Source organism: Pseudonocardia cypriaca (assembly GCF_006717045.1).
Lineage (GTDB): Bacteria > Actinomycetota > Actinomycetes > Mycobacteriales > Pseudonocardiaceae > Pseudonocardia > Pseudonocardia cypriaca.
The window spans coordinates 2,601,380-2,622,113 of sequence record NZ_VFPH01000002.1 but is presented as its reverse complement, the minus strand read 5'-3'; the positions used below and the strand labels follow the sequence as shown (position 1 = coordinate 2,622,113).

General features: G+C 72.8%; 19 protein-coding genes and 1 tRNA gene. 11 read left to right on the top strand and 9 right to left on the bottom strand.

Going from position 1 to position 20,734, the window contains the following annotated elements; genetic code table 11:
- Positions 1-3 precede the first annotated feature (3 nt).
- Complete coding sequence (locus tag FB388_RS30140; RefSeq protein WP_142105488.1) at positions 4-441, top strand: OsmC family peroxiredoxin; 438 nt, start codon at positions 4-6, stop codon at positions 439-441.
- Positions 442-612: 171 nt separating this feature from the next.
- Here FB388_RS30140 and FB388_RS30135 read toward each other — a convergent pair whose 3' ends face one another.
- Together FB388_RS30135 and FB388_RS30130 are read right to left on the bottom strand one after the other, a co-directional pair.
- Positions 613-996: an EVE domain-containing protein gene (locus FB388_RS30135; protein ID WP_142105487.1), complete on the bottom strand. Its 384-nt coding sequence runs from the start codon at positions 994-996 to the stop codon at positions 613-615.
- Between the two features lie 265 nt (positions 997-1,261).
- Positions 1,262-1,332, bottom strand: a tRNA-Gln gene (locus tag FB388_RS30130).
- A gap of 181 nt (positions 1,333-1,513) precedes the next feature.
- Here FB388_RS30130 and FB388_RS30125 point away from each other — a divergent pair.
- The 6 genes from FB388_RS30125 to FB388_RS30100 all read left to right on the top strand — a co-directional run bounded on the left by FB388_RS30125 (position 1,514) and on the right by FB388_RS30100 (position 7,045).
- On the top strand, positions 1,514-2,452 hold the full coding sequence (locus FB388_RS30125; RefSeq protein WP_142105485.1) for an acyl-CoA desaturase: 939 nt from the start codon (positions 1,514-1,516) through the stop codon (positions 2,450-2,452).
- Positions 2,453-2,692: 240 nt separating this feature from the next.
- Positions 2,693-3,916, top strand: a complete 1,224-nt coding sequence (locus FB388_RS30120; RefSeq protein WP_142106394.1) for a class I SAM-dependent methyltransferase — start codon at positions 2,693-2,695, stop codon at positions 3,914-3,916.
- Positions 3,913-4,791, top strand: coding sequence for a sugar phosphate nucleotidyltransferase (locus FB388_RS30115; protein WP_170225888.1), 879 nt, complete (start codon positions 3,913-3,915; stop codon positions 4,789-4,791). The genes FB388_RS30120 and FB388_RS30115 overlap by 4 nt, the downstream gene beginning before the upstream one ends.
- Before the next feature lie 13 nt (positions 4,792-4,804).
- Positions 4,805-5,485 (top strand): PIG-L deacetylase family protein, encoded by a 681-nt coding sequence (locus FB388_RS30110; protein WP_142105483.1) that lies wholly within the window; start codon positions 4,805-4,807, stop codon positions 5,483-5,485.
- A 57-nt stretch (positions 5,486-5,542) separates the two neighbouring features.
- Positions 5,543-6,568, top strand: a complete 1,026-nt coding sequence (locus tag FB388_RS30105) for an NAD-dependent epimerase/dehydratase family protein (protein WP_142105481.1) — start codon at positions 5,543-5,545, stop codon at positions 6,566-6,568.
- A gap of 93 nt (positions 6,569-6,661) precedes the next feature.
- Positions 6,662-7,045: a DUF2277 domain-containing protein gene (locus FB388_RS30100; protein WP_425468578.1), complete on the top strand. Its 384-nt coding sequence runs from the start codon at positions 6,662-6,664 to the stop codon at positions 7,043-7,045.
- Here FB388_RS30100 and FB388_RS30095 read toward each other — a convergent pair.
- The gene (locus tag FB388_RS30095) at positions 6,963-8,159 is read right to left on the bottom strand and encodes an MFS transporter (RefSeq protein WP_142105479.1); all 1,197 of its coding nucleotides are present in this window, start codon (positions 8,157-8,159) and stop codon (positions 6,963-6,965) included. The two genes, FB388_RS30100 and FB388_RS30095, sit on opposite strands and share 83 nt — an antisense overlap.
- A 92-nt stretch (positions 8,160-8,251) precedes the next feature.
- Between FB388_RS30095 and FB388_RS30090 the strand changes: the two genes are divergently transcribed.
- Positions 8,252-8,752 (top strand): Lrp/AsnC family transcriptional regulator, encoded by a 501-nt coding sequence (locus FB388_RS30090; RefSeq protein WP_211362268.1) that lies wholly within the window; start codon positions 8,252-8,254, stop codon positions 8,750-8,752.
- A gap of 208 nt (positions 8,753-8,960) precedes the next feature.
- Here the strand turns inward: FB388_RS30090 and FB388_RS30085 are convergent, their stop codons facing one another.
- Entirely contained in the window at positions 8,961-10,196 is a 1,236-nt protein-coding gene (locus tag FB388_RS30085; protein WP_142105477.1) for a PQQ-dependent sugar dehydrogenase, read from the bottom strand.
- A 68-nt stretch (positions 10,197-10,264) separates the two neighbouring features.
- Here FB388_RS30085 and FB388_RS30080 point away from each other — a divergent pair, with 68 nt between their 5' ends.
- Positions 10,265-13,579, top strand: coding sequence for a S41 family peptidase (locus tag FB388_RS30080; RefSeq protein WP_142105475.1), 3,315 nt, complete (start codon positions 10,265-10,267; stop codon positions 13,577-13,579).
- 26 nt (positions 13,580-13,605) lie between these two features.
- On the opposite strand, the gene FB388_RS30075 is transcribed toward FB388_RS30080, so the two are convergent.
- From FB388_RS30075 to FB388_RS30055, 5 genes are all read right to left on the bottom strand, one after another.
- Positions 13,606-14,550: an LLM class flavin-dependent oxidoreductase gene (locus FB388_RS30075; RefSeq protein WP_142105473.1), complete on the bottom strand. Its 945-nt coding sequence runs from the start codon at positions 14,548-14,550 to the stop codon at positions 13,606-13,608.
- Between the two features lie 132 nt (positions 14,551-14,682).
- Positions 14,683-15,474, bottom strand: a complete 792-nt coding sequence (locus FB388_RS30070) for an SAM-dependent methyltransferase (RefSeq protein WP_142105472.1) — start codon at positions 15,472-15,474, stop codon at positions 14,683-14,685.
- A gap of 46 nt (positions 15,475-15,520) precedes the next feature.
- Positions 15,521-15,718 (bottom strand): helix-turn-helix domain-containing protein, encoded by a 198-nt coding sequence (locus FB388_RS30065; protein WP_281290493.1) that lies wholly within the window; start codon positions 15,716-15,718, stop codon positions 15,521-15,523.
- A gap of 4 nt (positions 15,719-15,722) precedes the next feature.
- Positions 15,723-15,911: a helix-turn-helix domain-containing protein gene (locus tag FB388_RS30060; RefSeq protein WP_142105470.1), complete on the bottom strand. Its 189-nt coding sequence runs from the start codon at positions 15,909-15,911 to the stop codon at positions 15,723-15,725.
- 89 nt (positions 15,912-16,000) lie between these two features.
- Positions 16,001-16,198 carry a helix-turn-helix domain-containing protein gene (locus FB388_RS30055; RefSeq protein WP_170225887.1) on the bottom strand — a complete coding sequence of 66 codons (198 nt, stop codon included), beginning with the start codon at positions 16,196-16,198 and terminating at the stop codon, positions 16,001-16,003.
- Between the two features lie 332 nt (positions 16,199-16,530).
- On the opposite strand from FB388_RS30055, the gene mfd reads away from it, so the two are divergent.
- Together mfd and FB388_RS30040 are read left to right on the top strand one after the other, a co-directional pair.
- Positions 16,531-20,088 (top strand): transcription-repair coupling factor, encoded by a 3,558-nt coding sequence (mfd, locus tag FB388_RS30045; RefSeq protein WP_142105466.1) that lies wholly within the window; start codon positions 16,531-16,533, stop codon positions 20,086-20,088.
- A gap of 109 nt (positions 20,089-20,197) precedes the next feature.
- Positions 20,198-20,701: an RDD family protein gene (locus FB388_RS30040; RefSeq protein ID WP_142105464.1), complete on the top strand. Its 504-nt coding sequence runs from the start codon at positions 20,198-20,200 to the stop codon at positions 20,699-20,701.
- Positions 20,702-20,734: the final 33 nt, after the last annotated feature.

Here is a 20,734-nt window from a genome sequence, read left to right as displayed (position 1 = left end):
CATATGCCGACGCGTACCGCCCGGACGGCCTGGAACGGTGACCTGCAGAACGGGTCCGGCCAGGTCGAACTCACCAGCAGCGGCGTCGGGACGTACGACGTCAGCTTCCCCAAGCGGGCGGCAGACGACGCCGACGGCACGACCAGCCCGGAAGAGCTCATCGCAGCCGCCCACTCGGCGTGCTACTCGATGGCGCTCTCGGCCGAGATCGGGCGTGCGGGGGGCACGCCGCAGTCTCTGGACGTCACCGCGGCAGTCACGCTGGCACCGGACCCCGCGGGAGGGTTCCGGATCTCGGAGATCGCTCTCACAGTTCGCGCCGAGGTCGAGGGCCTCGACGCAGACGGTTTCAAGTCCGCCGCCCAGGCGGCCAAGGACGGTTGCCCGGTCAGCAAGGCGCTGACCGGTACCACGATCACGCTGGACGCCGCCTTCGAGTGAGGTGGCGCCCGCGGGTCACGAGGGGTGAAGGAGTTCGGACATGAGGTGCACGGGAAACGGGCGTCCGCCTGAGCCGCCGCCGCGTCCCGGCGGCCGCTGAACCGGCCCACGACCACACGGCACCCTCGCCGGCGCGCACCGGCGGGGGTGCCGTTCGTCGTTCCGCAGCGGTCACTCGTCGTCGAGGGCGTCGATGGGGAGCAGCTCGCACAACCGGGCCCAGACCGCATCGGGCACGGGGGAGCACCGCTGCACGAAGCAGGCCCGTAGCGCGGGCCACAGCTGCAGGACCGGGTCGGCCCGCATCCGTGCGAGCGGCAGCGGCTCGGGGAACCGCGCGACCACGCGCACCAGGCAGGCGGGGCGATCGCCCGTGAGGTCGGCGTCGGAGCGGACGGCGACGAGGTGGCTGACGTCCTTGCGCTCGCGCGAGCGGTAGACGACACCCACGTCGCCTGCGCGCGTGGCGGGCGAACAGCACCAGGACCGCTCGCCGATGCCCAGCTCGGCCTCGGCACCGGGGCGGCTCGTCCACACCCAACGCCCGCTCGTCACAGCAGCCGCCTCCGTCCTCGCGTGTCACCCACTCCCCCGGCGGGGTACCCCGATAGCGTTACCCGATCCGATGCGGACACTCTCCGGAGGGGCGGACCGTGGCAGGAACCGTGGACTTGGTGCTGGCCGACGGTGGCTCCGACGGGAGCGGCGGGCTGTTCGCCCTGCTGATCATCCTGCTCGTGCTGTACCTGCTGTTCCGCAAGTGACGGCGGGACCCGCGCGACCGGGCCGAGGGGCCGCGCCGGTCCTCGCCGGCGTGCTGCTCCGCCGCCAGGATTCGAACCTGGACCATCGGAACCAAAATCCGAGGTGCTGCCGTTACACCACGGCGGACAGGCCTTCATCCTGGCATGGGCCGGGAACCGGTTCGCACGGCGCCGCGTTTGACGGGAAGCGACGTCTGAGCGCTTCGGGCGGTTCGCCGGGAGTTCGCGTTCGGGGACGGTGGACGACACGGTGATCCCTTAGCCTCGCCGCGCGAGACCGGTGTCGACCCCGAGCCCCGAGGAGCCAGATGACCGTCACAGCCGAGGACCCGCTCGCTGCCGGTCCCAACCCGGTGATCTCCGGGCGGCGCACCGCGCTCCAGCACGCGATGATCTACGTGTTCGTCGCGACGCCGATGGTCGCGCTGGTGCTCGCCGTCCCGCTCGTGTGGGGCTGGGGCGTCGACTGGCACGACCTGCTGCTGCTCGCGATCTTCTACGTGATCGCCGTGCTGGGGGTCACCGTCGGGTTCCACCGGCACTTCACGCACAAGTCGTTCAAGGCGAAGCCGTGGCTGCGGGTGGCGATGGCCATCACCGGCTCGCTCGCGGTGCAGGGCAACGTCCTCAACTGGGTGGCCGACCACCGCCGCCACCACGCGTTCTCCGACCGGGAGGGCGACCCGCACTCGCCGTGGCTCTTCGGCACCTCGCCGCTGGCGGTCGCACGCGGTTTCCTGCACGCGCACATGACCTGGTTCTTCGACCGCAACGAGACCAACCACCGCCGCTTCATCCCCGACCTGCTCGCCGACCGCGCGATCGTGCGGGTCAGCAAGACGTTCGGGGTGTGGGTGGCGGTCAGCCTGCTGCTGCCTGCGGTGCTCGGCGCGTTGCTGTCGTGGTCGTGGGCCGGGGCGATCACCGGGTTCTTCTGGGGTGGCCTGGTGCGGCTCGCGGTCTCCAACCACGTCACGTGGTCGATCAACTCGATCTGCCACATGGTGGGGGAGCGCCCGTTCCGCTCCCGCGACCGTTCGCGCAACTTCTGGCCGCTCGCGATCCTCTCCATGGGGGAGTCGTGGCACAACCTGCACCACGCCGACCCGACGTGCGCCCGCCACGGCGTCCTGCGCGGCCAGATCGACATCTCCGCGCGGGTCATCTGGCTGTTCGAGCGCTTCGGCTGGGCCTACGACGTGCGCTGGCCGACCAGCCGCCGGCTGGCGCGCCTCACCGTGAACTGACCTTCGCGGCACCCGTCTGACCAGGGCGAACCGCACCGGCGGCGTGGGCGGCCGGGTTCGGCGGGCGCCGGGGCGGTTCGCACCCGGGGCGGGGCACGGGGCGGAGCGTGGAACACTGGCCGCCGTGCGCGTGGAGACAGTGCGCACCGTTGCGACAACCGGAGGGTCGACGCGGTGCTGACCGAGAATGCTGCTCAGTCCGACGCGGAAGTGCGGGAGCCGGGCGCTGACGTCCCGGCCCTGACCTGCCGGCTGTGCGGGTCGACGCAGCTGCGGAGCTTCCTCGACCTCGGAGCCACCCCGCCCTGCGAGCGGTTCCTCACGGCGGAGGAGACCGAGGCGCCGGAGGTCACCTACCCGCTGCACGTACGGGTGTGCGGCCGGTGCCTGCTGGCCCAGCTCCCACCGTTGATCACGCCGGAGGACACCTTCACCGAGTACGCCTACTTCTCGTCGTACTCGACGTCGTGGGTGGACCACGCCCGCCGGTTCGTCGACGACGCCGTGAAGCGGCTGGAGCTCGGGCCGGAGTCGTTCGTGGTCGAGGTGGCGAGCAACGACGGCTACCTGCTGCAGCACGTCGTGGAGCGGGGCATCCGCTGCCTCGGCGTCGAGCCGTCGGTGAACGTCGGCGAGGCGGCGCGGCAGAAGGGCGTGCCCACCTTCACCGCGTTCCTCACCCCGGAGACCGGTCAGCAGGTGCGCGAGGAGCACGGCCCCGCCGACCTGGTCTGTCTCAACAACGTCTACGCGCACATCCCGGACGTCATCGGGTTCACGCGCGGGCTGCGGTCGATGGTGGCCGACGACGGGTGGGTCTCGATCGAGGTGCAGCACCTGCTCACGCTGGTGGAGCGCACCCAGTTCGACACGATCTACCACGAGCACTTCCAGTACTACACGCTGCTCACCGGCCAGCGGGCCCTCGCCACGGGCGGGCTCACCCTGGTCGACGTCGAGCTCCTCGACACCCACGGCGGGTCCATCCGGATGTGGGCGCGGCCCAGCGAGGTGGCGGGGGAGCCGTCGGAGCGCGTGCGCGCGGTGCTCGCCGCTGAGGAGGCCGCCGGGCTGCACACGCCGGAGGGCCACGACGGGTTCGCCGAGGCCGTGTCGCGGGTGCGCGACGACCTGGTCGCCTTCCTCATCGAGGCGCGGCGCGCAGGCAAGAAGGTCGTCGGCTACGGCGCCCCGGGCAAGGGCAACACGCTGCTGAACTACGGCGGCATCCGGCCCGACCTGCTCGCGTACACCGTCGACCGCAACCCGTACAAGCACGGCAGGTTCACCCCCGGGACGCGGATCCCGGTGCTGCCGCCGGAGCGGATCGCCGCCGACCGGCCGGACTACGTGCTCATCCTGCCGTGGAACCTGCGTGACGAGCTGATCGAGCAGCTGTCCTACGTCCGCGAGTGGGGCGGCAAGCTCGTGTTCCCCATCCCCGAGCTCGAGGTGGTGTCGTGAAGGTCGTGCTGTTCTGCGGTGGCTACGGGATGCGGATGCGCGACGGCGTGTCCGACCTGCCGAAGCCGATGCACCCGGTGGGACCGCGGCCGCTGATCTGGCACGTGATGCGCTACTACGCGCACTTCGGCCACACCGACTTCGTGTTGTGCCTCGGCTACGGGGCGCACCACATCAAGGACTTCTTCCTGAACTACTCCGAGACCGCGTCGAACGACTTCGTCCTGCGCGGCGGGGACGTCCACCTGCTGAGCAGCGACATCTCGGACTGGACCATCACGTTCGTGCACACCGGGCTCGACTCCCCGATCGGGGAGCGGCTGCGCCGGGTGCGCAGGCACGTGCAGGACGAGGAGATGTTCCTCGCCAACTACGCCGACGTGCTCACCGACCTGCCGCTGGACGTCATGGTCGACAAGTTCCACGCATCGGATGCGGTGGGGGCACTGCTGGCCGTGCCGCCGCAGTCGGCGTTCCACTGCGTGGACGTGGGCGAGGACGACCGGGTCGCCGGGATCACCACGTTGCAGGAGATGCCGCTGTGGGAGAACGGCGGCTACTTCGTGCTGCGGCCGGAGATCTTCGACTACCTGCCCACGAACGGCGACCTGATCATGGACGCGTGCCGGCCGCTCGCCGAGGAGGGCCGGCTGATGGCCTTCCGGCACCAGGGCTTCTGGCAGCCTGCCGACACGGTCAAGGAGCGGCACGCGCTCGAGGCGGCCTACCGGGCGGGTGACCGGCCCTGGATGCTCTGGGAGCAGAACGTCGACAACTCCATCGACGACCCCGCCGACGACGAGCCGGACCTCGTCACACCGGGGCACGACCCGCTGCAGGCCGCGGCCATGCGCGGCTCCCTGGTCGAGCGCTGACCGGGCGTCCGACGTGCTGAGCCTGCTGCCCGAACGTCTCGACCAGATGCTCCTGCTGGGTGCCCATTGCGACGACATCGCGATCGGCGCGGGTGGGGCGCTCCTCGAGCTGTGCCGCGCCCACCCCGGCGTCACGGTGACGGCGCTCGTGCTCACGGGCGGCGGTTCGCTGCGCGAGGAGGAGGAGCGGGCGGCGCTCACCGCGTTCTGCCCGGGCGCGAAGCTCGACGTCACGGTCCTCGACCTGCCCGACGGGCGCGTGCCGACCCGCTGGGAGCGCGCCAAGCTCGCGCTCGAGGAGCTGCGCACGCACTGCGAGCCGGACCTCGTGCTCGCGCCGTCGGCGCACGACGCCCACCAGGACCACCGCACGCTGGCCGAGCTCGTCCCCACCGTGTTCCGGGATCACCTCACGCTCGGCTACGAGATCCTCAAGTGGGACGGCGACCTCGCCCAGCCCACCGCGTACCTCCCGCTCGCGGAGCCGGTCCTGCGCGAGAAGATCTCCAAGCTGCACGAGCACTACGGGTCGCAGCGGGACCGCACGTGGTTCGACACGGAGACGTTCGGCGGCCTGGCCCGGATCCGGGGCGTGCAGTGCCACGCCCGGTACGCCGAGGCGTTCCACGTGGGGAAGCTGGTGCTCGGAGTGGCGCCGCTCCCGAGCGGCGAGCCCATGGACGGGATCCGTTAACGGGGTCGCCGAGCGGCCCGAGTGACAGATGACGACGATCGAAGGGAACCGACACCCGTGCGCATCCTGCTGACCGGCCACCAGGGCTACCTGGGCACCGTGATGGCTCCGATCCTCGCCGCGGCAGGGCACGAGGTGACGGGCCTGGACAGCGGCCTGTTCGCCGAGTGCGTGCTGGGTTCCCTCGACGTGCCGGACGTCGAGGGCCTCTCCACCGATCTGCGCGACGTCACCGTCGACCAGCTGGAGGGCTTCGACGCCGTCGTCCACATGGCGGCGCTGTCGAACGACCCGCTGGGCTCGCTCGCCCCGGAGATCACCTACGACATCAACCACCACGCCTCCACCCGGCTGGCCCGGCTGTCGAAGGAGGCGGGGGTCGAGCGGTTCGTCTACGCCTCCACGTGCTCCGTGTACGGCGCCCAGTCCGGCGACGAGCTCGTGGACGAGGACGCCCCGCTCAAGCCGGTCACCCCGTACGCGATCTCCAAGGTCCGCGTGGAGGACGACCTCGCGGAGCTGGCCGACAGCCACTTCGTGCCGGTCTCGATGCGCAACGCCACCGCATTCGGCTTCTCGCCGCGGCTGCGCGCCGACATCGTGCTGAACAACCTCGTGGGCCACGCGATCCTGTCGAACGTGGTCAAGGTGCTCTCCGACGGCACCCCGTGGCGCCCGCTCGCCCACGCCGAGGACATCGCGGGCGCCGTGGTGGCCGCGCTCTCCGCGCCGGCCGACGTGGTGCGCGCCCGCGCCTACAACGTGGGCACGGAGAAGAACAACCGCACGGTCGCCGAGATCGCGCAGGCCGTGGTGGAGGCCGTCCCCGGCTCGGAGCTGCTGATCACCGGCGAGGCCGGCAACGACCCCCGCTCCTACCGCGTCGACTTCGCCCGCGCCCGCAAGGAGCTCGGGTTCGAGGCGCAGTGGTCCATCCCCGACGGCGCCGCCCAGCTGGCGAAGGAGTACCGCGCGCGCGGACTCATCCGGGAGACGTTCGAGAAGAAGTTCACCCGCCTCGCCGTACTGGCCGCCCGCCAGCAGAACGGCGAGCTGGACGAGAGCATGCGGGTCGTCGCCTGAGCGAGGCTCGTTGCGTCACCCGGGCGGCCGCATGTGGCCGAGACGGGTGAGCATGCTCAGCCGGTCGTGGTGTCCCGGTCGCGGCTATTGAACATGTCGGCGGAGCGGCGGTGGCTGTCGATGTCGCTCATGGCGATCCCCCTGACCCACGCGGTCCAGTACGTTCGAGCGAGAACGCTGTTCGTCCACGAGGGGGCCCGTCCCGTGTGCCGCAACATCCGAACGCTCCACAACTTCGAGCCGCCTGCCACCACCGACGAGGTGCGTGCTGCTGCCATCCAGTACGTGCGGAAGGTCAGCGGGGCGGCGAAGCCGTCGCAGGCCAACGAGGAGGCCTTCGCGCGGGCGGTCGACGCCGTCACCGAGGCCACCCGCCGGCTGCTCGACGAGCTCGTCACCACCGCGCCGCCGAAGAACCGTGAGATCGAGGCGGCGAAGGCGCGGGAGAAGGCCGCACTGCGCTACGGCTCCCGCTGACCCGCGCCTGCCACGCGGCCGCAACGACGAGCGCCGCCACCGCCGCCCCCGCCGCGGCGAGCAGCCCGTAGCCGCCACCGCTCATCACCGCGCCGGACGCGGCGCCGCCGCCACCGGCGGTCACGCCCATCGCGACCTCGCCCCAGCCCTCCCGCCGCGGGCGCTCCGCGGCGGGAACACCCGCGGTGAGCAGCGTGCTGCCGGCCACGAGCCCGAGGTTCCACCCGACGCCGAGCAGCACGAGCGCCACCCCGAGCACGAGCGGCACGTCCGCGGTCACCGCGGCGAGCAGCGCCGCCATCGCGAGCACGCCCCCGGCGAGCGCCGTCGTCGGGGCGGGGCCCCACCGGTCCGCCAGCCACCCCGAGAGCGGCGACGGCGCGAACATCCCGGCGATGTGCAGGCTCACCACCAGCCCGATCGCGCCCAGCCCGACGCCGAGGTGGTGCAGGTGCACCGGCGCCATGTTCATCACGCCGACCATCACCAGGTTCGTGAGCGCCAGCACGACGAGCCCGCGCACGGCCGTGCCACCCGGCGCCGCGCCGCGCGGATCCGGTTCGAGCACGGGCGGACGGGCCGGCAGACGCAGCAGCAGGCACGCGGCCACGGCGAAGCACAGGGCGGCGACCACGTACGCGCCGTTCAGACCGGGCATCCCGAGCGAGCGGCCGAGCGCGTCCGCCGGCACGAGCAGGTTCGGCCCGGCCACCGCGCCGACGGTGGTGGCCACGAGCACCGTGGCCATGGCACGGGCCCGCGAGCCCTCCGGCGCGCCGTCCGCCGCCGCGTACCGGCCGAGCATCACCGCGGCGTTGCCCGCGCCGAACAGCAGGGTGCCCGTCAGCAGCCCGAGCAGGTCGCCTGCGAGTACGACGAGGCTCCCACCCGTCGCCACCGCCAACCCGGCGGCGAGCGCCCGTGGGCGGCCGTACCGCCTGCTCAGCGCCGACATCCCCAGCGCCGCCACCGCCGACCCGATCACCAGGACGGCCTGCGGCAGCCCGGCCACCACGTCCGAACCGCTGAGGTCCCGGGCCAGCAGGGCGGCCGCTGCGCCGCCGAGCGACTGGGCGAGACCACCGAGCAGGCTCACGATCCACAGCGTCGCCATGCGGATGACGGTAGGAAGGACGGGCGGCCCGACGAAGGGACGCCGCGGGGGTCCGGAGCCCGTCCCGGTTCACGAACGCGAGGAGTTTCGTGGTGGACGCTTCACGATCGTTCGAACTGGACGAAATCGACTGGCGGCTGCTCGACGCGCTGCAGGCCGACGCGCGCCTCTCGTACAACGCGCTCAGCAAGCGCGTGCACCTCTCACCGCCCGCGGTGGCCGAGCGGGTGCGCCGGCTGGAGGCGGCGGGCGTGATCTCCGGCTATCGGGCCACCGTCGACCCCGCCCGTGCCGGGCAGCCGCTGCTCGCGTTCATCCAGCTGCGTTGCTCACTGGGGCGCTGCCTGCTCAAGACGACCACCGCGGACACCTACCCGGAGGTCGTGGAGATCCACAAACTGTCCGGGGAGCACTGCACCGTCCTCAAGGTGCGGGCCGCGTCACTGGGCCACCTCGAGGGCGTGATCGAGCGGATCGGCGAGCACGGCCAGATCAACACCTACGTCGTGCTTTCCACGGCGTTCGAGGGGAGGCCGGTCTCGGCCGTCGCCCCGGAGCGGCCGGTGACGCGGTCGGAGGGGTGGAGCTCCTAGTCCTCCGGTGGGTCGTCACATCCGTGCACGCCCACCCCGGTGCTAGTGCCCCGCCCCGAAAAGGTTCACCACATAACTCGGCGGCCCAGACGCCCGCTGGCCGCGTTGCCGCACGAGCCGAGTACGCCCGGTACGAGGCTCGTGCGGCGCCAGCTCACGCGAACGCCTGGATCCACCGATTTACGCGCCAACCTTCCGGGGCGGGGCACTAGATCGGGGTGATGCGCAGGACCTCGTCGTCGGAGCCGTTCGACGTGGACACGTAGAGCGCGCCGTCCGGGCCGAGGCGCACCGCGCGCAGCCGGCCGAACGCGTCGTCGAGCGGGGCGGGCTTGCGCACGTCGGCGACGGCGCCGTCCGGGCCGAGCGTCATGAGCAGCAGCTTCTGCCCGCGGAGCGCACCCACGGCCAGTGCGCCGTTCAGGTCGCCCCACTGCCCGCCGGACAGGAAGGCGGCACCGCTGATCGCCTCCACCGGACGGCCCGAGCTCCACGCGGCGGGTACGGCGTCGGGGAAGCGCTCGGGGTCGGTCATCGGTACCGACTCGTCGTAGCCGCCTACGGTGCCGCCCCGCGAGGGGTCCCAGCCGTAGTTGGCGCCCGGCCGCAGCAGGTTGATCTCGTCGTCGATGGTGGGGCCGTGCTCAGCGGTGTAGACGTCGCCGGTGCCCGGTTGCACGGCCACGCCCTGCACGTTGCGGTGCCCGTAGGTCCAGATCAGCCGCTGGGCGGGGTTCTGCGCGTCCGCGAACGGGTTGCCCGGGGCGGGCCCGCCGGTCGCGAGGTCCACACGGAGCACCTTGCCGCCGAGCGAGTTCAGGTCCTGGGCGACGGCGCCGCGTGCGGTGTCGCCGGTGCCGACGAGCAGCGCCCCGTCCGGGGCGATCGTGGGGCGGCAGCCGGAGTGGCGGCCCGACTGGGCGATCGGCAGCCCGCCGACCAGGGGGTCGGCCACCCTCCTGGCGGAGGCGCCGTCGGCGGACAGCTCCCAGCTGACGAGCCGGACGTCGGTGGGGCTGCCGTTCTGCATGTGCGTCTGGCAGGTGGTGAAGCGCCGGGACTGCGCGAAGTCGGGGTGCACGACCATCCCCATCAGGCCGCCCTCGCCGCGGGCGTACACGTCGCTGAGGTCGGCGTCGACCTCCCGGACGGTGGCGCCCGGCCCGATGCCGGACAGCAGCGCGATCCGCCCGTCGCGCTCGGTGACCAGGGCTCGGCCGTCGGGGAGGAAGCCGATGTCCCAGACGTGCGACAGGCCGCTCGCCACGAGCTCGACCTGCAGCTCCGGGATACCGGTACGGGTGGTTGGGGCGAGGCTGGCGGGGGCGGCGGGCGTCGCCGGTGGAGCGGTGTCGTCCACGGCGCTGGGGCCCGCCGCACCGCAGCCGGCCACTCCCAGCGTCGCGACGACGCCCGCCACCATCACCTGCCACAACCGTCGCATGCCGGCCATCCTGCCGCCGCCCGGGTGAACGTGCCGTAGGCGGGGCACCCCTCGATACGGTCGAGCTCATGCCCCCGAGCTACCTGCGCTTCCCCCACCTGCGCGGCGACACGCTGGTGTTCACCGCCGAGGACGACGTCTGGACCGCCCCGCTGTCCGGCGGTCGCGCGTACCGGCTCACGGCCGACGACGTGCCGGTCGCCCACCCGCGGCTGTCGCCGGACGGCACGCTGGTGGCCTGGACGTCGTGGAAGAACGGCGCGGCCGAGGTCTACGTGAGCGACGTCGACGGGGGCGGTGCGCGCCGGTTGACGTACTGGGGCGACCCGCGGGCCGAGTCGATTGGCTGGACGCCGGACGGCGACGTGCTCGCCCTGAGCGCCGCCGGGCAGGCGTCCTCGCGGCGCACCTGGGCCTACGCGGTGCCGCTCGAGGGCGGGACACCGCGCAGGTTGCCCTACGGGCCGGTGTCGGACGTGGCACTCGCGGTCGGCGGTCCCACCGTCGTCGCCAGCACGCTCATGGTCCGCGAACCGGCCTGGTGGAAGCGCTACCGCGGCGGCACGGCGGGCAAGCTCTGGTGGGACCGCTCAGGGGACGGCGAGTTCGAGCGGCTCGCGGCCGACGTCGGCGGGCAGCTCGGCTCGCCGATGCACGTGGGATCGCGGATCGCGTTCCTGTCCGACCACGAGGGCTGGGGCAACCTGTACTCGCTCGCCGCCGACGGCACGGGGCTGCGCCGGCACACCGACCACGGCGGCCCCGGCGCGCCCGCGTTCTACGCCCGGCACGCGAGCAGCGACGGGCAGCGGGTGGTCTACGAGTCCGCGGGCGAGCTGTGGATCCTCGACTCGCTCGACGCCGAACCGCGGCGGCTGGAGGTGCGCCTCGGCGGACCCCGGACGAACCGGGAGCCGTACCGGGTGTCGGCGGCGCGGGAGCTCACCTGGGCGGCGCCGGACAAGACCGGGCGCACGAGCATCACGCTGGTCCGCGGCACCGTGCACCGGCTCACCCACCGGGACGGCCCGGCGCGCACGCTGCTCGCCGAACCCGGCGTGCGGGCCCGGCTGGCGCGGCCGCTCGGCACGGACCGGGCCGTGTGGGTCGACGACGCGGAGGGCGAGGACGCGATCTGCATCGCCCCGCTCGACGAGCGGGCCGACGGGACCGAGCCGCCGCGGCGGTTCGGCGCAGGCGAGGTGGGCCGCGTGCTGGAGCTGGCGCCCGCCCCGGACGCGTCGGCGGTCGCGCTGGCCACGCACGACGGCAGGCTCCTCGTGCTCGACGTGGCCGCCGGCACGTTGCGGCAGCTCGCGCAGGGTGCCGACCGGGAGCTGGCCGACCTCGCGTGGTCGCCCGACAGCGCGTGGCTCGCCTACAGCGACCCCGCGGAGGCGGGCCTCTCGCGGATCATGATGGCCCGGCTGGCCGACGACACGCTCGTGGCCGTCACCGAGCCGCGGTTCGCCGACACGGACCCGGTCTTCACCTCCGACGGCAAGTACCTGGCCTTCCTGTCCCGGCGCAGCTTTGACCCGATCTACGACGAGCACGCCTTCGACCTCACGTTCCCCGCGTCCTGGCGCCCGTTCCTGGTGCCCCTGGCGGCCCGGACACCGTCGCCGTTCGGGGCGAGCCCGGACGGACGACCGGTCACGCCCGGCGAGGCGGGCGAGGCCGACCTGCCCGCAACCGAGGAGCCGAAGGAGGAGGAGAAGGGCAAGGAGAAGGAGAAGGACGGCGACGCCCCGCCGGAGGTGGTCGTCGACGTCGAGGGGCTCACCGCCCGCGTCGTGCCGGTTCCGGTCCCCGCCGCCCGCTACAGCGGGATGCAGGCGGGGAAGGACTGCCTGCTCTGGTACCGCATCCCCGTCTCGGGAGTGCTCGGGGACGCGCTCGCCGACACCGACGACCGCGCAGAGCGGCCGGTGCTGGAGCGCTTCGACCTGGTGCGCCGCAAGCTCGACGTCATCGCCGACCCGGTGAGCGCGTTCGCCGTGAGCGGCGACGGCACCAGGATCGTCGTGCGCGACGGCCGGACGTTGCGGGTGCTGCGCACCGACCGCTCCGGCTCGGACACACCGTCGTCCGGCGACGCCGACGAGTTCGAGATCGACACGAGCCGGGTCGTCGTCACCGTGGACCCGACCGCCGAGTGGCGCCAGATGTTCGACGAGGCCGGCCGGCTGATGCGCGACCACTTCTGGGTGGCGGACATGGCAGGCGTCGACTGGGACGCCGAGCTCGCCCGCTACCGCCCGCTCGTCGACGCCGTCGGCAGCCACGACGACCTCGTCGACCTGCTCTGGGAGGTGCACGGCGAGCTCGGCACGTCGCACGCGTACGTCCAGGCCGGCAAGGCGGGGGACTCTGGCGGGCGGCCGGGCCTGCTCGGCGCTAACCTCGAACCCGCCCCCGACGGCGAGGGCTGGCGCGTGGTGCGGGTGCTGCCGCCGGAGACCTCGGCACCCGCCGCGCGCAGCCCGCTGTCCGGGTCGGGCGTCGACGTGCGGGCGGGCGACGTGATCCTCGAGGTCGGCGGCCGACCCGTCGACCCCGGACACGGGCCCGCTCCGCTGCTGCTCTCGGGGGCCGACACGCTCGTGGAGCTGACCGTGCGCTCCGGGCCGGACCGCCCCGACGCCGGTGCCGTGCGACGGGTGGTCGTCAAGCCGCTCGACTCCGAGGCGGCGCTGCGCTACCAGGACTGGGTGGCGGGCCGCCGCGCATTCGTCGCCGACCGCTCCGAGGGCAGGCTGGGGTACCTGCACGTCCCGGACATGGCGGCGCAGGGCTGGGCGCAGCTGCACCGCGACCTGTCCCGGGAGACCTCGCGGGACGGGCTGATCCTGGACGTGCGGGGCAACGGCGGCGGCCACACCTCGCAGCTCGTGATCGAGAAGCTGGCCCGCAAGGTGATCGGCTGGGACGCTGCGCGGCACCGCCAGGCCACGACGTATCCGGAGGACGCCCCGCGCGGCCCGGTGGTCGCGCTCGCCGACGAACTCGCGGGCTCCGACGGCGACATCGTCACCGCGGCGATCAAGCGTCTCGGGATCGGCCCGGTCGTCGGGGTGCGCACCTGGGGTGGCGTGATCGGCATCGACAGCCGCTACCGCCTCGTCGACGGCACCGGCGTCACGCAGCCGCGCTACGCCACCTGGTTCGACGACTCCGGCTGGGCGGTCGAGAACTACGGCGTCGACCCGGACGTCGAGGTGGTCGTGCGCCCGCAGGACTGGGTGGCGGACCGCGACCCGCAGCTGGAGCGCGCGGTCGACATCGCCCTGGCCGCGCTGGAGGAGCGCCCGGCAGTGCGCCCGCCCGACCCGGCCACCCGCCCGTCCCGGCGCCGACCTGAGCTCCCGCCGAGGCCCTGACCGACGAACGGTCCGTTGGTCGGAACCTATCCGACGAACGGACCGTTCGTCGGAACGAGCTGGGGGATCACCTCGGCCGCGAGGCGTTCCATCTGCTCCTCGGGATCGCCGATCTGGGTGAACAGGACGAGCTCTGCGCCCGCGTCGATCACTTCCTGCGCCGCCCGGGCGCAGTCCGCGGGGGTTCCGGCGACCGCGGCGGACTCGATGGCCTCGACCCGGGCGCCGTAGATCGACTCCAGCGCGGCGTTCATGCGGGTGCGGGCGCGATCCGCGTCGTCGTCGACGAGGGTGTAGATCCGCTTGGCGATCGGGAACGTCGCGGGGTCCCGGTCGCTCTCGGCCAGCAGCCGCCGCACCGTGGTGACCTGCTCGGCGAACCGCGACGTCGGGGACGAACCCGCCCCGAAGAAGCCCGTGCCGAGCCGGACCGCGCGGCGCAGGGCCGCCTCGGCGCCGCCGCCCATCCAGATCGGCGGGTGCGGCTCCTGGAACGGCTTCGGGTGCATCCCGCCGTTCTCCACCTGCCAGAACTCGCCGGTGAAGGTCACGGGATCTTCCGTCCACAGTGCCTTCATCAGTTCGACGCCCTCGGTGAAGCGGGCGATGTACCGCTCGCGGTCGACGCCGAACGCGGGGAAGATCCCTCCGCGCGGTCCGCCGCTGCCCACGCCGACGTCGAGCCGTCCGCCGCTCAGCTGGTCGAGCGTGGCCAGGCTGTTGGCGAGGTGGACCGGGCTGTGCAGCGTGGTCACGAACACCGCGCAGCCCACGCGCAGGCGCTCGGTGCACGCCGCGGCGTACGTCATGGTCTCGAGCGGGGACAGCTGGGACGACGCCCCCAGCACCTGCTCCTGGGTCCAGCCGCTCTCGAAGCCGAGGTCCTCTGCGCGACGCAGGAACCGGCGGAACGCCTCCGGGTCGAACTCGTGGTCGGAGAAGAACTGGGGGATCCCGATCCCGAACCTCATCGGGCGATCGTAGGCGCGCCACGCCCGCCGTCACGGACTTCACACACCCTGCCCCGACTTCACACAAGGCCCGCCCTGTGTGAAGTCCGGGCTGGATGTGTGAAGTCGATCGATGGGACGCCGGGCCGGTGGTCAGCGGATGCGGCCCACGGCCGCCAGCATCATGCGGTGCTGGCCCCCGGTGGTGTCCTCCGGGCGCCACTCCGTGGCGTCCACGAGGCCCGGCTCGACGAGTTCGGTGCCGCGGAGCATCTCGGCGATCTCGGAGCGGGTACGGGCTTTGACGGGGTTCGCCGTCCTCCGGTACACCTCGGCGGCCGCGGCCGTCCCGGACGAGTCCTGATCCGCGGAGCCGTGCGAGAGCACCTGGAAGCTGCCGGGGGCGAGCCGACTTCGGTAGCGCTCGGCGAGTCCGGCCGGGTCGTCCTCGTCCGGGATGAACGGCAGCACGGCGACCATGAGCAGGGCGACCGGGCGGGTGAGGTCGAGCAGGTCGCGGACGCCGGGCGCGGCGAAGACCGCGTCGACATCGCGGATGTCGGCCATCGTGATCGTGACCCGCGGCTCGCCCTCGAGCAGGGCTGCCGCGGAGGCGACGGTGACCGGCTCGTTGTCCACATATGCCACCCGCGCCTGTGGATTGATACCCAGCGCGACTTCGTGGACGTTCCCGACGGTCGGGATCCCGGAGCCGAGGTCGAGGAACTGGTCGATGCCTTCCTGGACGCAGAACCGGACCGCTCGGATCATGAAGAACCGGTTGGCGCGGGCCACGTCGACCGCGAACGGCATCGCCGACTTGACCCGCTCCGCAGCGGCGCGGTCGGCCGCGAAGTTGTGCGACCCGCCCAGGTAGTAGTCGTACATCCGGGCGGCGTTGGGCACTTCGGGGTCGACCCCGGGCAGCTTCGACAGGTCGGTCATGGTGTCGATCGTCCTGACGGAGTGGCCCGCGGTCCACCCGGCGGAGCTACTCGGGGCGAGTCCGGAGCTTGAGCAGCTGATCGCGGAGGTCCTCGAGGTCCCACAGGTACCGGCCTGATCGCTTGTCCCCGCCAGGGGTGATCAGAGCCGGTCTGAGCCTGCCCTCCTGGGCCCACCTCGCCAGGGAACGTGCCGACACCCCGAGCTCCCGTGCCGCCTGGGTGGTCGTCAGCAGGTCTGCCACCGGGTCAGTCCGAACGCCTGCGGAGCTGCCGCAACTGCTCCCGAACGTCCTCGAGCTCCCAGCGGTACTGCCCGCCGGGTGTGACGAGGGTGGGTTTGAGCTGACCTTCCTGGGCCCAGCGTGCAAGCGAACGCGCGGAGAGCCCCAGCTCGCGAGCCAGCTCGCCCGTGGTCAGGAGCCGATCCGCCGTCATGCCTGGACCGTACGTCTGCCCGTCCGTCCTGATCAGCCGAATGGCAGGGAATAGCACCTTTGGCTTGCGGCCGGGCTCGGCACCGGTGTTTAGTCCGGTCGTTTCCGCGGCTGACTCAGCTGCTCCAGGACGTCGTCCAGGTTGAACCGGAACTGGTTGCCCGGAGTCACGAGGGTCGGCCGGATCCTGCCGGTTCTGACCCACCGCTGCACGGTGCCCGATGTGACGTTGAGCCGCCGCGCCAGCTCCGCCGTGGTGAGAAGCGGCTGATCGTCGGGACGGCCCACGGCGGCATGTTCTGCCCGGTCCGCCACCGGGTCAATCCGATTGCTGGCGGAGCTGCCGCAGCTGCTCACGGACGTCCTCGAGCTCCCAGCGGTACTGCCCGCCCGGAGTGACGAGGGTGGGGTTCAGCTGACCTTCCTGCGCCCAGCGTCCGAGCGATCGCGCGGAGAGCACCAGCTCGCGAGCCGGCTCGCCCGTGGTGCCTGGGCTGCATGCTGATCGATCCTGCCGGCGTCGCTGCGCGTAGGCTGGAGGTCAGGCCCCGGCCGGGGGAGGTTCCCGGGCAGGGGTCTGCTCTGCGTGCGCTTCTCTGCCTTGCGAGGGTCTTCCAGTCGTGGCCAAGCTCTCCGGTCTGCTCCGTTCCGCTCTGTCCGATCCCGATCTGCGGGCCGTCGTCGACGCCGCCCGCGACGTCCGCGCCGCCGAGGTGCCGGCACTGTCCGTGGAGGGGCCGGCCGCGCTGCGCCCGTTCCTCGCGGCGGCGTTCGGCACGGCCGACGGCGACGGCGGTGCCGGTCGCACCGTCCTCGTCGTCACCGCCACCGATCGCGAGGCGGAGGACACCGGTGCTGCCGCCGCCGACCTGATCGGGCCGGACGCAGTCGCCGTGCTCCCGTCCTGGGAGACGTTGCCGCACGAGCGGCTGTCCCCGCGCCCGGACACGGTCGGGCGGCGGCTGGAGATCTTCCGCAGGCTCGCCGACCAGGCGACGGCGCCCCGCGTGGTGGTCGCGGCGGCCCGCAGCCTCATCCAGCCGATCGCGCCCGGCCTCGGCACGCTCGACCCGGTCCGGCTGCGGGTCGGCGACACCCACGACTTCGACGCGCTGCTCGTCCGGCTCGTCGAGCTCGCCTACACCCGCGTGGAGATGGTCACCGCGCGCGGCGAGTTCGCCGTCCGCGGCGGGATCGTCGACGTCTTCCCGCCCACCGCAGAGCATCCCGTGCGCGTGGAGTTCTGGGGCGACGAGGTGAGCGAGCTGCGCTCGTTCTCGGTGGCCGACCAGCGCTCGGTGGCGCCCGTCGACGAGCTGCTCGCCCCCGGCTGCCGGGAGCTGCTGCTCACCGAGCCGGTGCGCGAGCGGGCCGCCGCGCTCGCGCGCACCCACGAGAACAACCCGCAGCTGCGGGAGCTCCTGGAGCACCTCGCGCAGGGCATCCCGAGCGAGGGCATGGAGTCGCTGGTGCCGGCGCTGGTGGCCGGTGAGCTGGAACTGCTCACCGACCTGCTGCCGGCCGCGTCGCTGGTGCTGCTCGCCGACCCGGAGCGCATCCGCACCCGCAGCGCCGACCTGGTCCGCACCGGCCAGGAGTTCCTGGAGGCGAGCTGGTTCGCCGCGGGCGTCGGCGGCGACTCGCCGATCGACGTCGGCGCGTCGGCCTACCGCGACCTCGGCGAGGTGCTGGAGCACTCGTCGGCCACGGGCAGGCCGGTCGTGACTTTGAGCCCGCTGGTGTCCGGCCGCGAGGACGTGCTCGCACCCGCCGTCCACGAGGTCGAGAGCTACCGCGGGGACATCGACCGCGCGCTCGTCGACCTCCGCGCGCACGTCGTCACCGGCGGCACGGCGGTGCTCGTCGTCGCCGGGCACGGCACCGCGCAGCGCTCGCTGGAGCAGCTGCGCGAGGCCGACGTGCCTGCCAAGCACGTCGAGGAGCTGGTGGGCGACCCCGAGCCGGGGCTGGTCACCGTCACGTGCGGGCGGCTCACCGAGGGCTTCACCGCGCGTGGGCTCGTGCTCCTCACCGAGGCCGACCTCACCGGCAACCGCGCGTCGAGCGCCGAGCCCCGCAAGCTCGCGTCGCGGCGGCGCAACGCCGTCGACCTCGTCACGCTGCAGCCCGGCGACTACGTCGTCCACTCCCAGCACGGCATCGGCCGGTTCGTCGAGATGCGCGAGCGCACCGTGAGCGGGGCCACCCGCGAGTACCTGGTGCTGGAGTACGCGAGCTCGAAGCGCGGGCAGCCGGCCGACCGGCTGTTCGTCCCCACCGACTCGCTCGACGAGGTGAGCCGCTACGTCGGTGGCGAGGTGCCCAGCCTCAACAAGCTCGGCGGCGCCGACTGGGCCAAGACGAAGGGCCGCGCCCGCAAGGCCGTCCGGCAGATCGCGGCCCAGCTCGTGCAGCTCTACGCGGCGCGCCAGTCCTCGCCGGGGCACGCGTTCGGCAGGGACACGCCGTGGCAGCGCGAGCTGGAGGACGCCTTCCCGTTCACCGAGACGCCCGACCAGCTCGCCGCCATCGAGGAGGTCAAGCGGGACATGGAGCGCGCGGTCCCGATGGACCGGGTGATCTCCGGCGACGTCGGGTTCGGCAAGACCGAGATCGCCGTGCGCGCCGCGTTCAAGGCGGTGCAGGACGGCAAGCAGGTGGCGGTGCTCGTGCCCACCACGCTGCTCGCCACCCAGCACCTGCAGACGTTCGCCGACCGCATGCGCGCGTTCCCCGTCACGGTCAAGGGCCTGTCCCGGTTCACCGACGCCGCCGAGGCGAAGCAGACGATCGAGGGCCTCGCAGAGGGCACCGTCGACGTCGTGGTCGGCACCCACCGGCTGCTGCAGACCGGTGTGCGGTGGAAGGACCTCGGCCTCGTGATCGTCGACGAGGAGCAGCGCTTCGGCGTGGAGCACAAGGAGCACATCACGGCGATGCGCACGCACGTCGACGTGCTCACCCTCTCCGCGACCCCGATCCCGCGCACCCTCGAGATGAGCCTCGCCGGGATCCGGGAGATGTCGACGATCGCCACCCCGCCCGAGGACCGCCACCCCACGCTCACCTACGTCGGCGCGTACGACGAGAAGCAGGTGACCGCGGCGATCCGCCGGGAGCTGCTGCGCGACGGCCAGGTGTTCTACGTCCACAACCGGGTGTCCACGATCGACCGGGCCGCCCGCAAGATCAGGGACCTCGTGCCGGAGGCCCGCGTCGCGATCGCGCACGGTCAGATGAACGAGGACCTGCTCGAACGCACCGTCAACGGGTTCTGGCACAAGGAGTACGACGTACTGGTCTGCACCACGATCGTCGAGAACGGCCTGGACATCTCCAACGCCAACACGCTGATCGTGGAGCGCTCCGACACGCTCGGCCTCTCGCAGCTGCACCAGCTGCGCGGCCGGGTCGGCCGGGGCCGCGAGCGCGGCTACGCCTACTTCCTGTTCCCGCCCGAGCACCCGCTCACCGAGACCGCGCACGACCGGCTCGCCACGATCGCCCAGCACTCCGACCTGGGCTCCGGCGCGGCCGTCGCGATGAAGGACCTGGAGATCCGCGGGGCGGGCAACATCCTCGGCGCCGAGCAGTCCGGCCACATCGCAGGCGTCGGCTTCGACCTCTACATCCGGCTGGTCGGCGAGGCCGTCGCGGCGTTCCGCAAGCAGGCCGGGGCAGGCGAGGGCGAGGAGGAGGAGGAGGCGCTGGCCGAGGTCCGGGTCGACCTGCCGATCGACGCCCACGTGCCGCACGACTACGTCACCGGCGAGCGGCTGCGGCTGGAGGTCTACCGCAAGATCGCCGAGGCCCCGGACGGCGCCGCGCTGGACGCGATCGTCGAGGAGCTCACCGACCGCTACGGCGAGCCGCCCGCCCCGGTGCGCAACCTGCTCGCCGTGGCCGCGTTCCGGCAGACGTGCCGGACGCTGGGCGTCGCAGAGGTGGCGGTGGCGGGCACGAACGTCCGGATCGGACCGGTCGAGCTCCCGGACTCGGCGCAGATGCGGCTCAAGCGCCTCCACCCGAAGGCCACCTACAAGCCCGCGGCCAAGCTCATCACCGTCCCGAAGCCCACGGAGAGCGGTCGGGTCGGTGGGGCGCCACTGCGGGACGTTGCTCTGTTGGAGTGGTGCACGAAGCTCGTCACGGACCTCCTCGTGCCCGCGCGGGTCTGACCCCCCGCATCCGGTCACCTGCGCGGAGTAACGGACGGCGCACTACGACGATCAACCAGCTGGAGCCCTCCGGGACCGGCCTGGACGGGCATGACACGCGGGAGAGTGCGTGCCCGATCCCCGTCCGGAGACCGAGCCGTTGCGCCGGGAGGCCCCTGGTGGTGCGGCGCGCCCGCAGCCGCCCGCGCGCTACGGCTTCCCGCTCCTCGCCACCTACAGCCAGCGGGTCGGCGGCTTCCTCATCGACATCGGCATCCCGGGTGGGCTGCTGGCCGTCGTGCTGATCGGCGCGCTCCTCACCCGGAACGTCGTCGTGGTCGGCGTCGTCTACCCGGTCGCCGCCGCCGTCGGGCTGGCGTTCCTCGTGTGGAACAGCGGGTACCGGCAGGGCCGCTCGGGTCAGAGCCTCGGCAAGAGCGTGCTCGGCACGCGGCTGGTCAGCGCGGGATCGGGGGAGCCGATCGGGTTCGCCCGCGCGTTCGGGCGGCAGGTCGCGCACCTGCTGAACGGGATCCCGCTCGGTCTCGGCTACCTCTGGCCGTTGTGGGACGAGCAGCGGCAGACGTTCGCGGACAAGGTCTGCTCGACGCTCGTGGTGCAGGCCGACCTCTGATCCGGGCCTCACTCCGAGCGTGAGAGGCTGTCG

Coding starts and splice junctions, on each gene's coding strand:
- FB388_RS30140 (WP_142105488.1), top strand. CDS start 4: ATGCCGACGCGTACCGCCCGGACGGCCTGGAACGGTGACCTGCAGAAC.
- FB388_RS30125 (WP_142105485.1), top strand. CDS start 1,514: ATGACCGTCACAGCCGAGGACCCGCTCGCTGCCGGTCCCAACCCGGTG.
- FB388_RS30100 (WP_425468578.1), top strand. CDS start 6,662: ATGTCGGCGGAGCGGCGGTGGCTGTCGATGTCGCTCATGGCGATCCCC.
- FB388_RS30095 (WP_142105479.1), bottom strand. CDS start 8,159: ATGGCGACGCTGTGGATCGTGAGCCTGCTCGGTGGTCTCGCCCAGTCG.
- FB388_RS30085 (WP_142105477.1), bottom strand. CDS start 10,196: ATGCGACGGTTGTGGCAGGTGATGGTGGCGGGCGTCGTCGCGACGCTG.
- FB388_RS30080 (WP_142105475.1), top strand. CDS start 10,265: ATGCCCCCGAGCTACCTGCGCTTCCCCCACCTGCGCGGCGACACGCTG.
- FB388_RS30075 (WP_142105473.1), bottom strand. CDS start 14,550: ATGAGGTTCGGGATCGGGATCCCCCAGTTCTTCTCCGACCACGAGTTC.
- FB388_RS30070 (WP_142105472.1), bottom strand. CDS start 15,474: ATGACCGACCTGTCGAAGCTGCCCGGGGTCGACCCCGAAGTGCCCAAC.
- FB388_RS30060 (WP_142105470.1), bottom strand. CDS start 15,911: ATGACGGCGGATCGGCTCCTGACCACGGGCGAGCTGGCTCGCGAGCTG.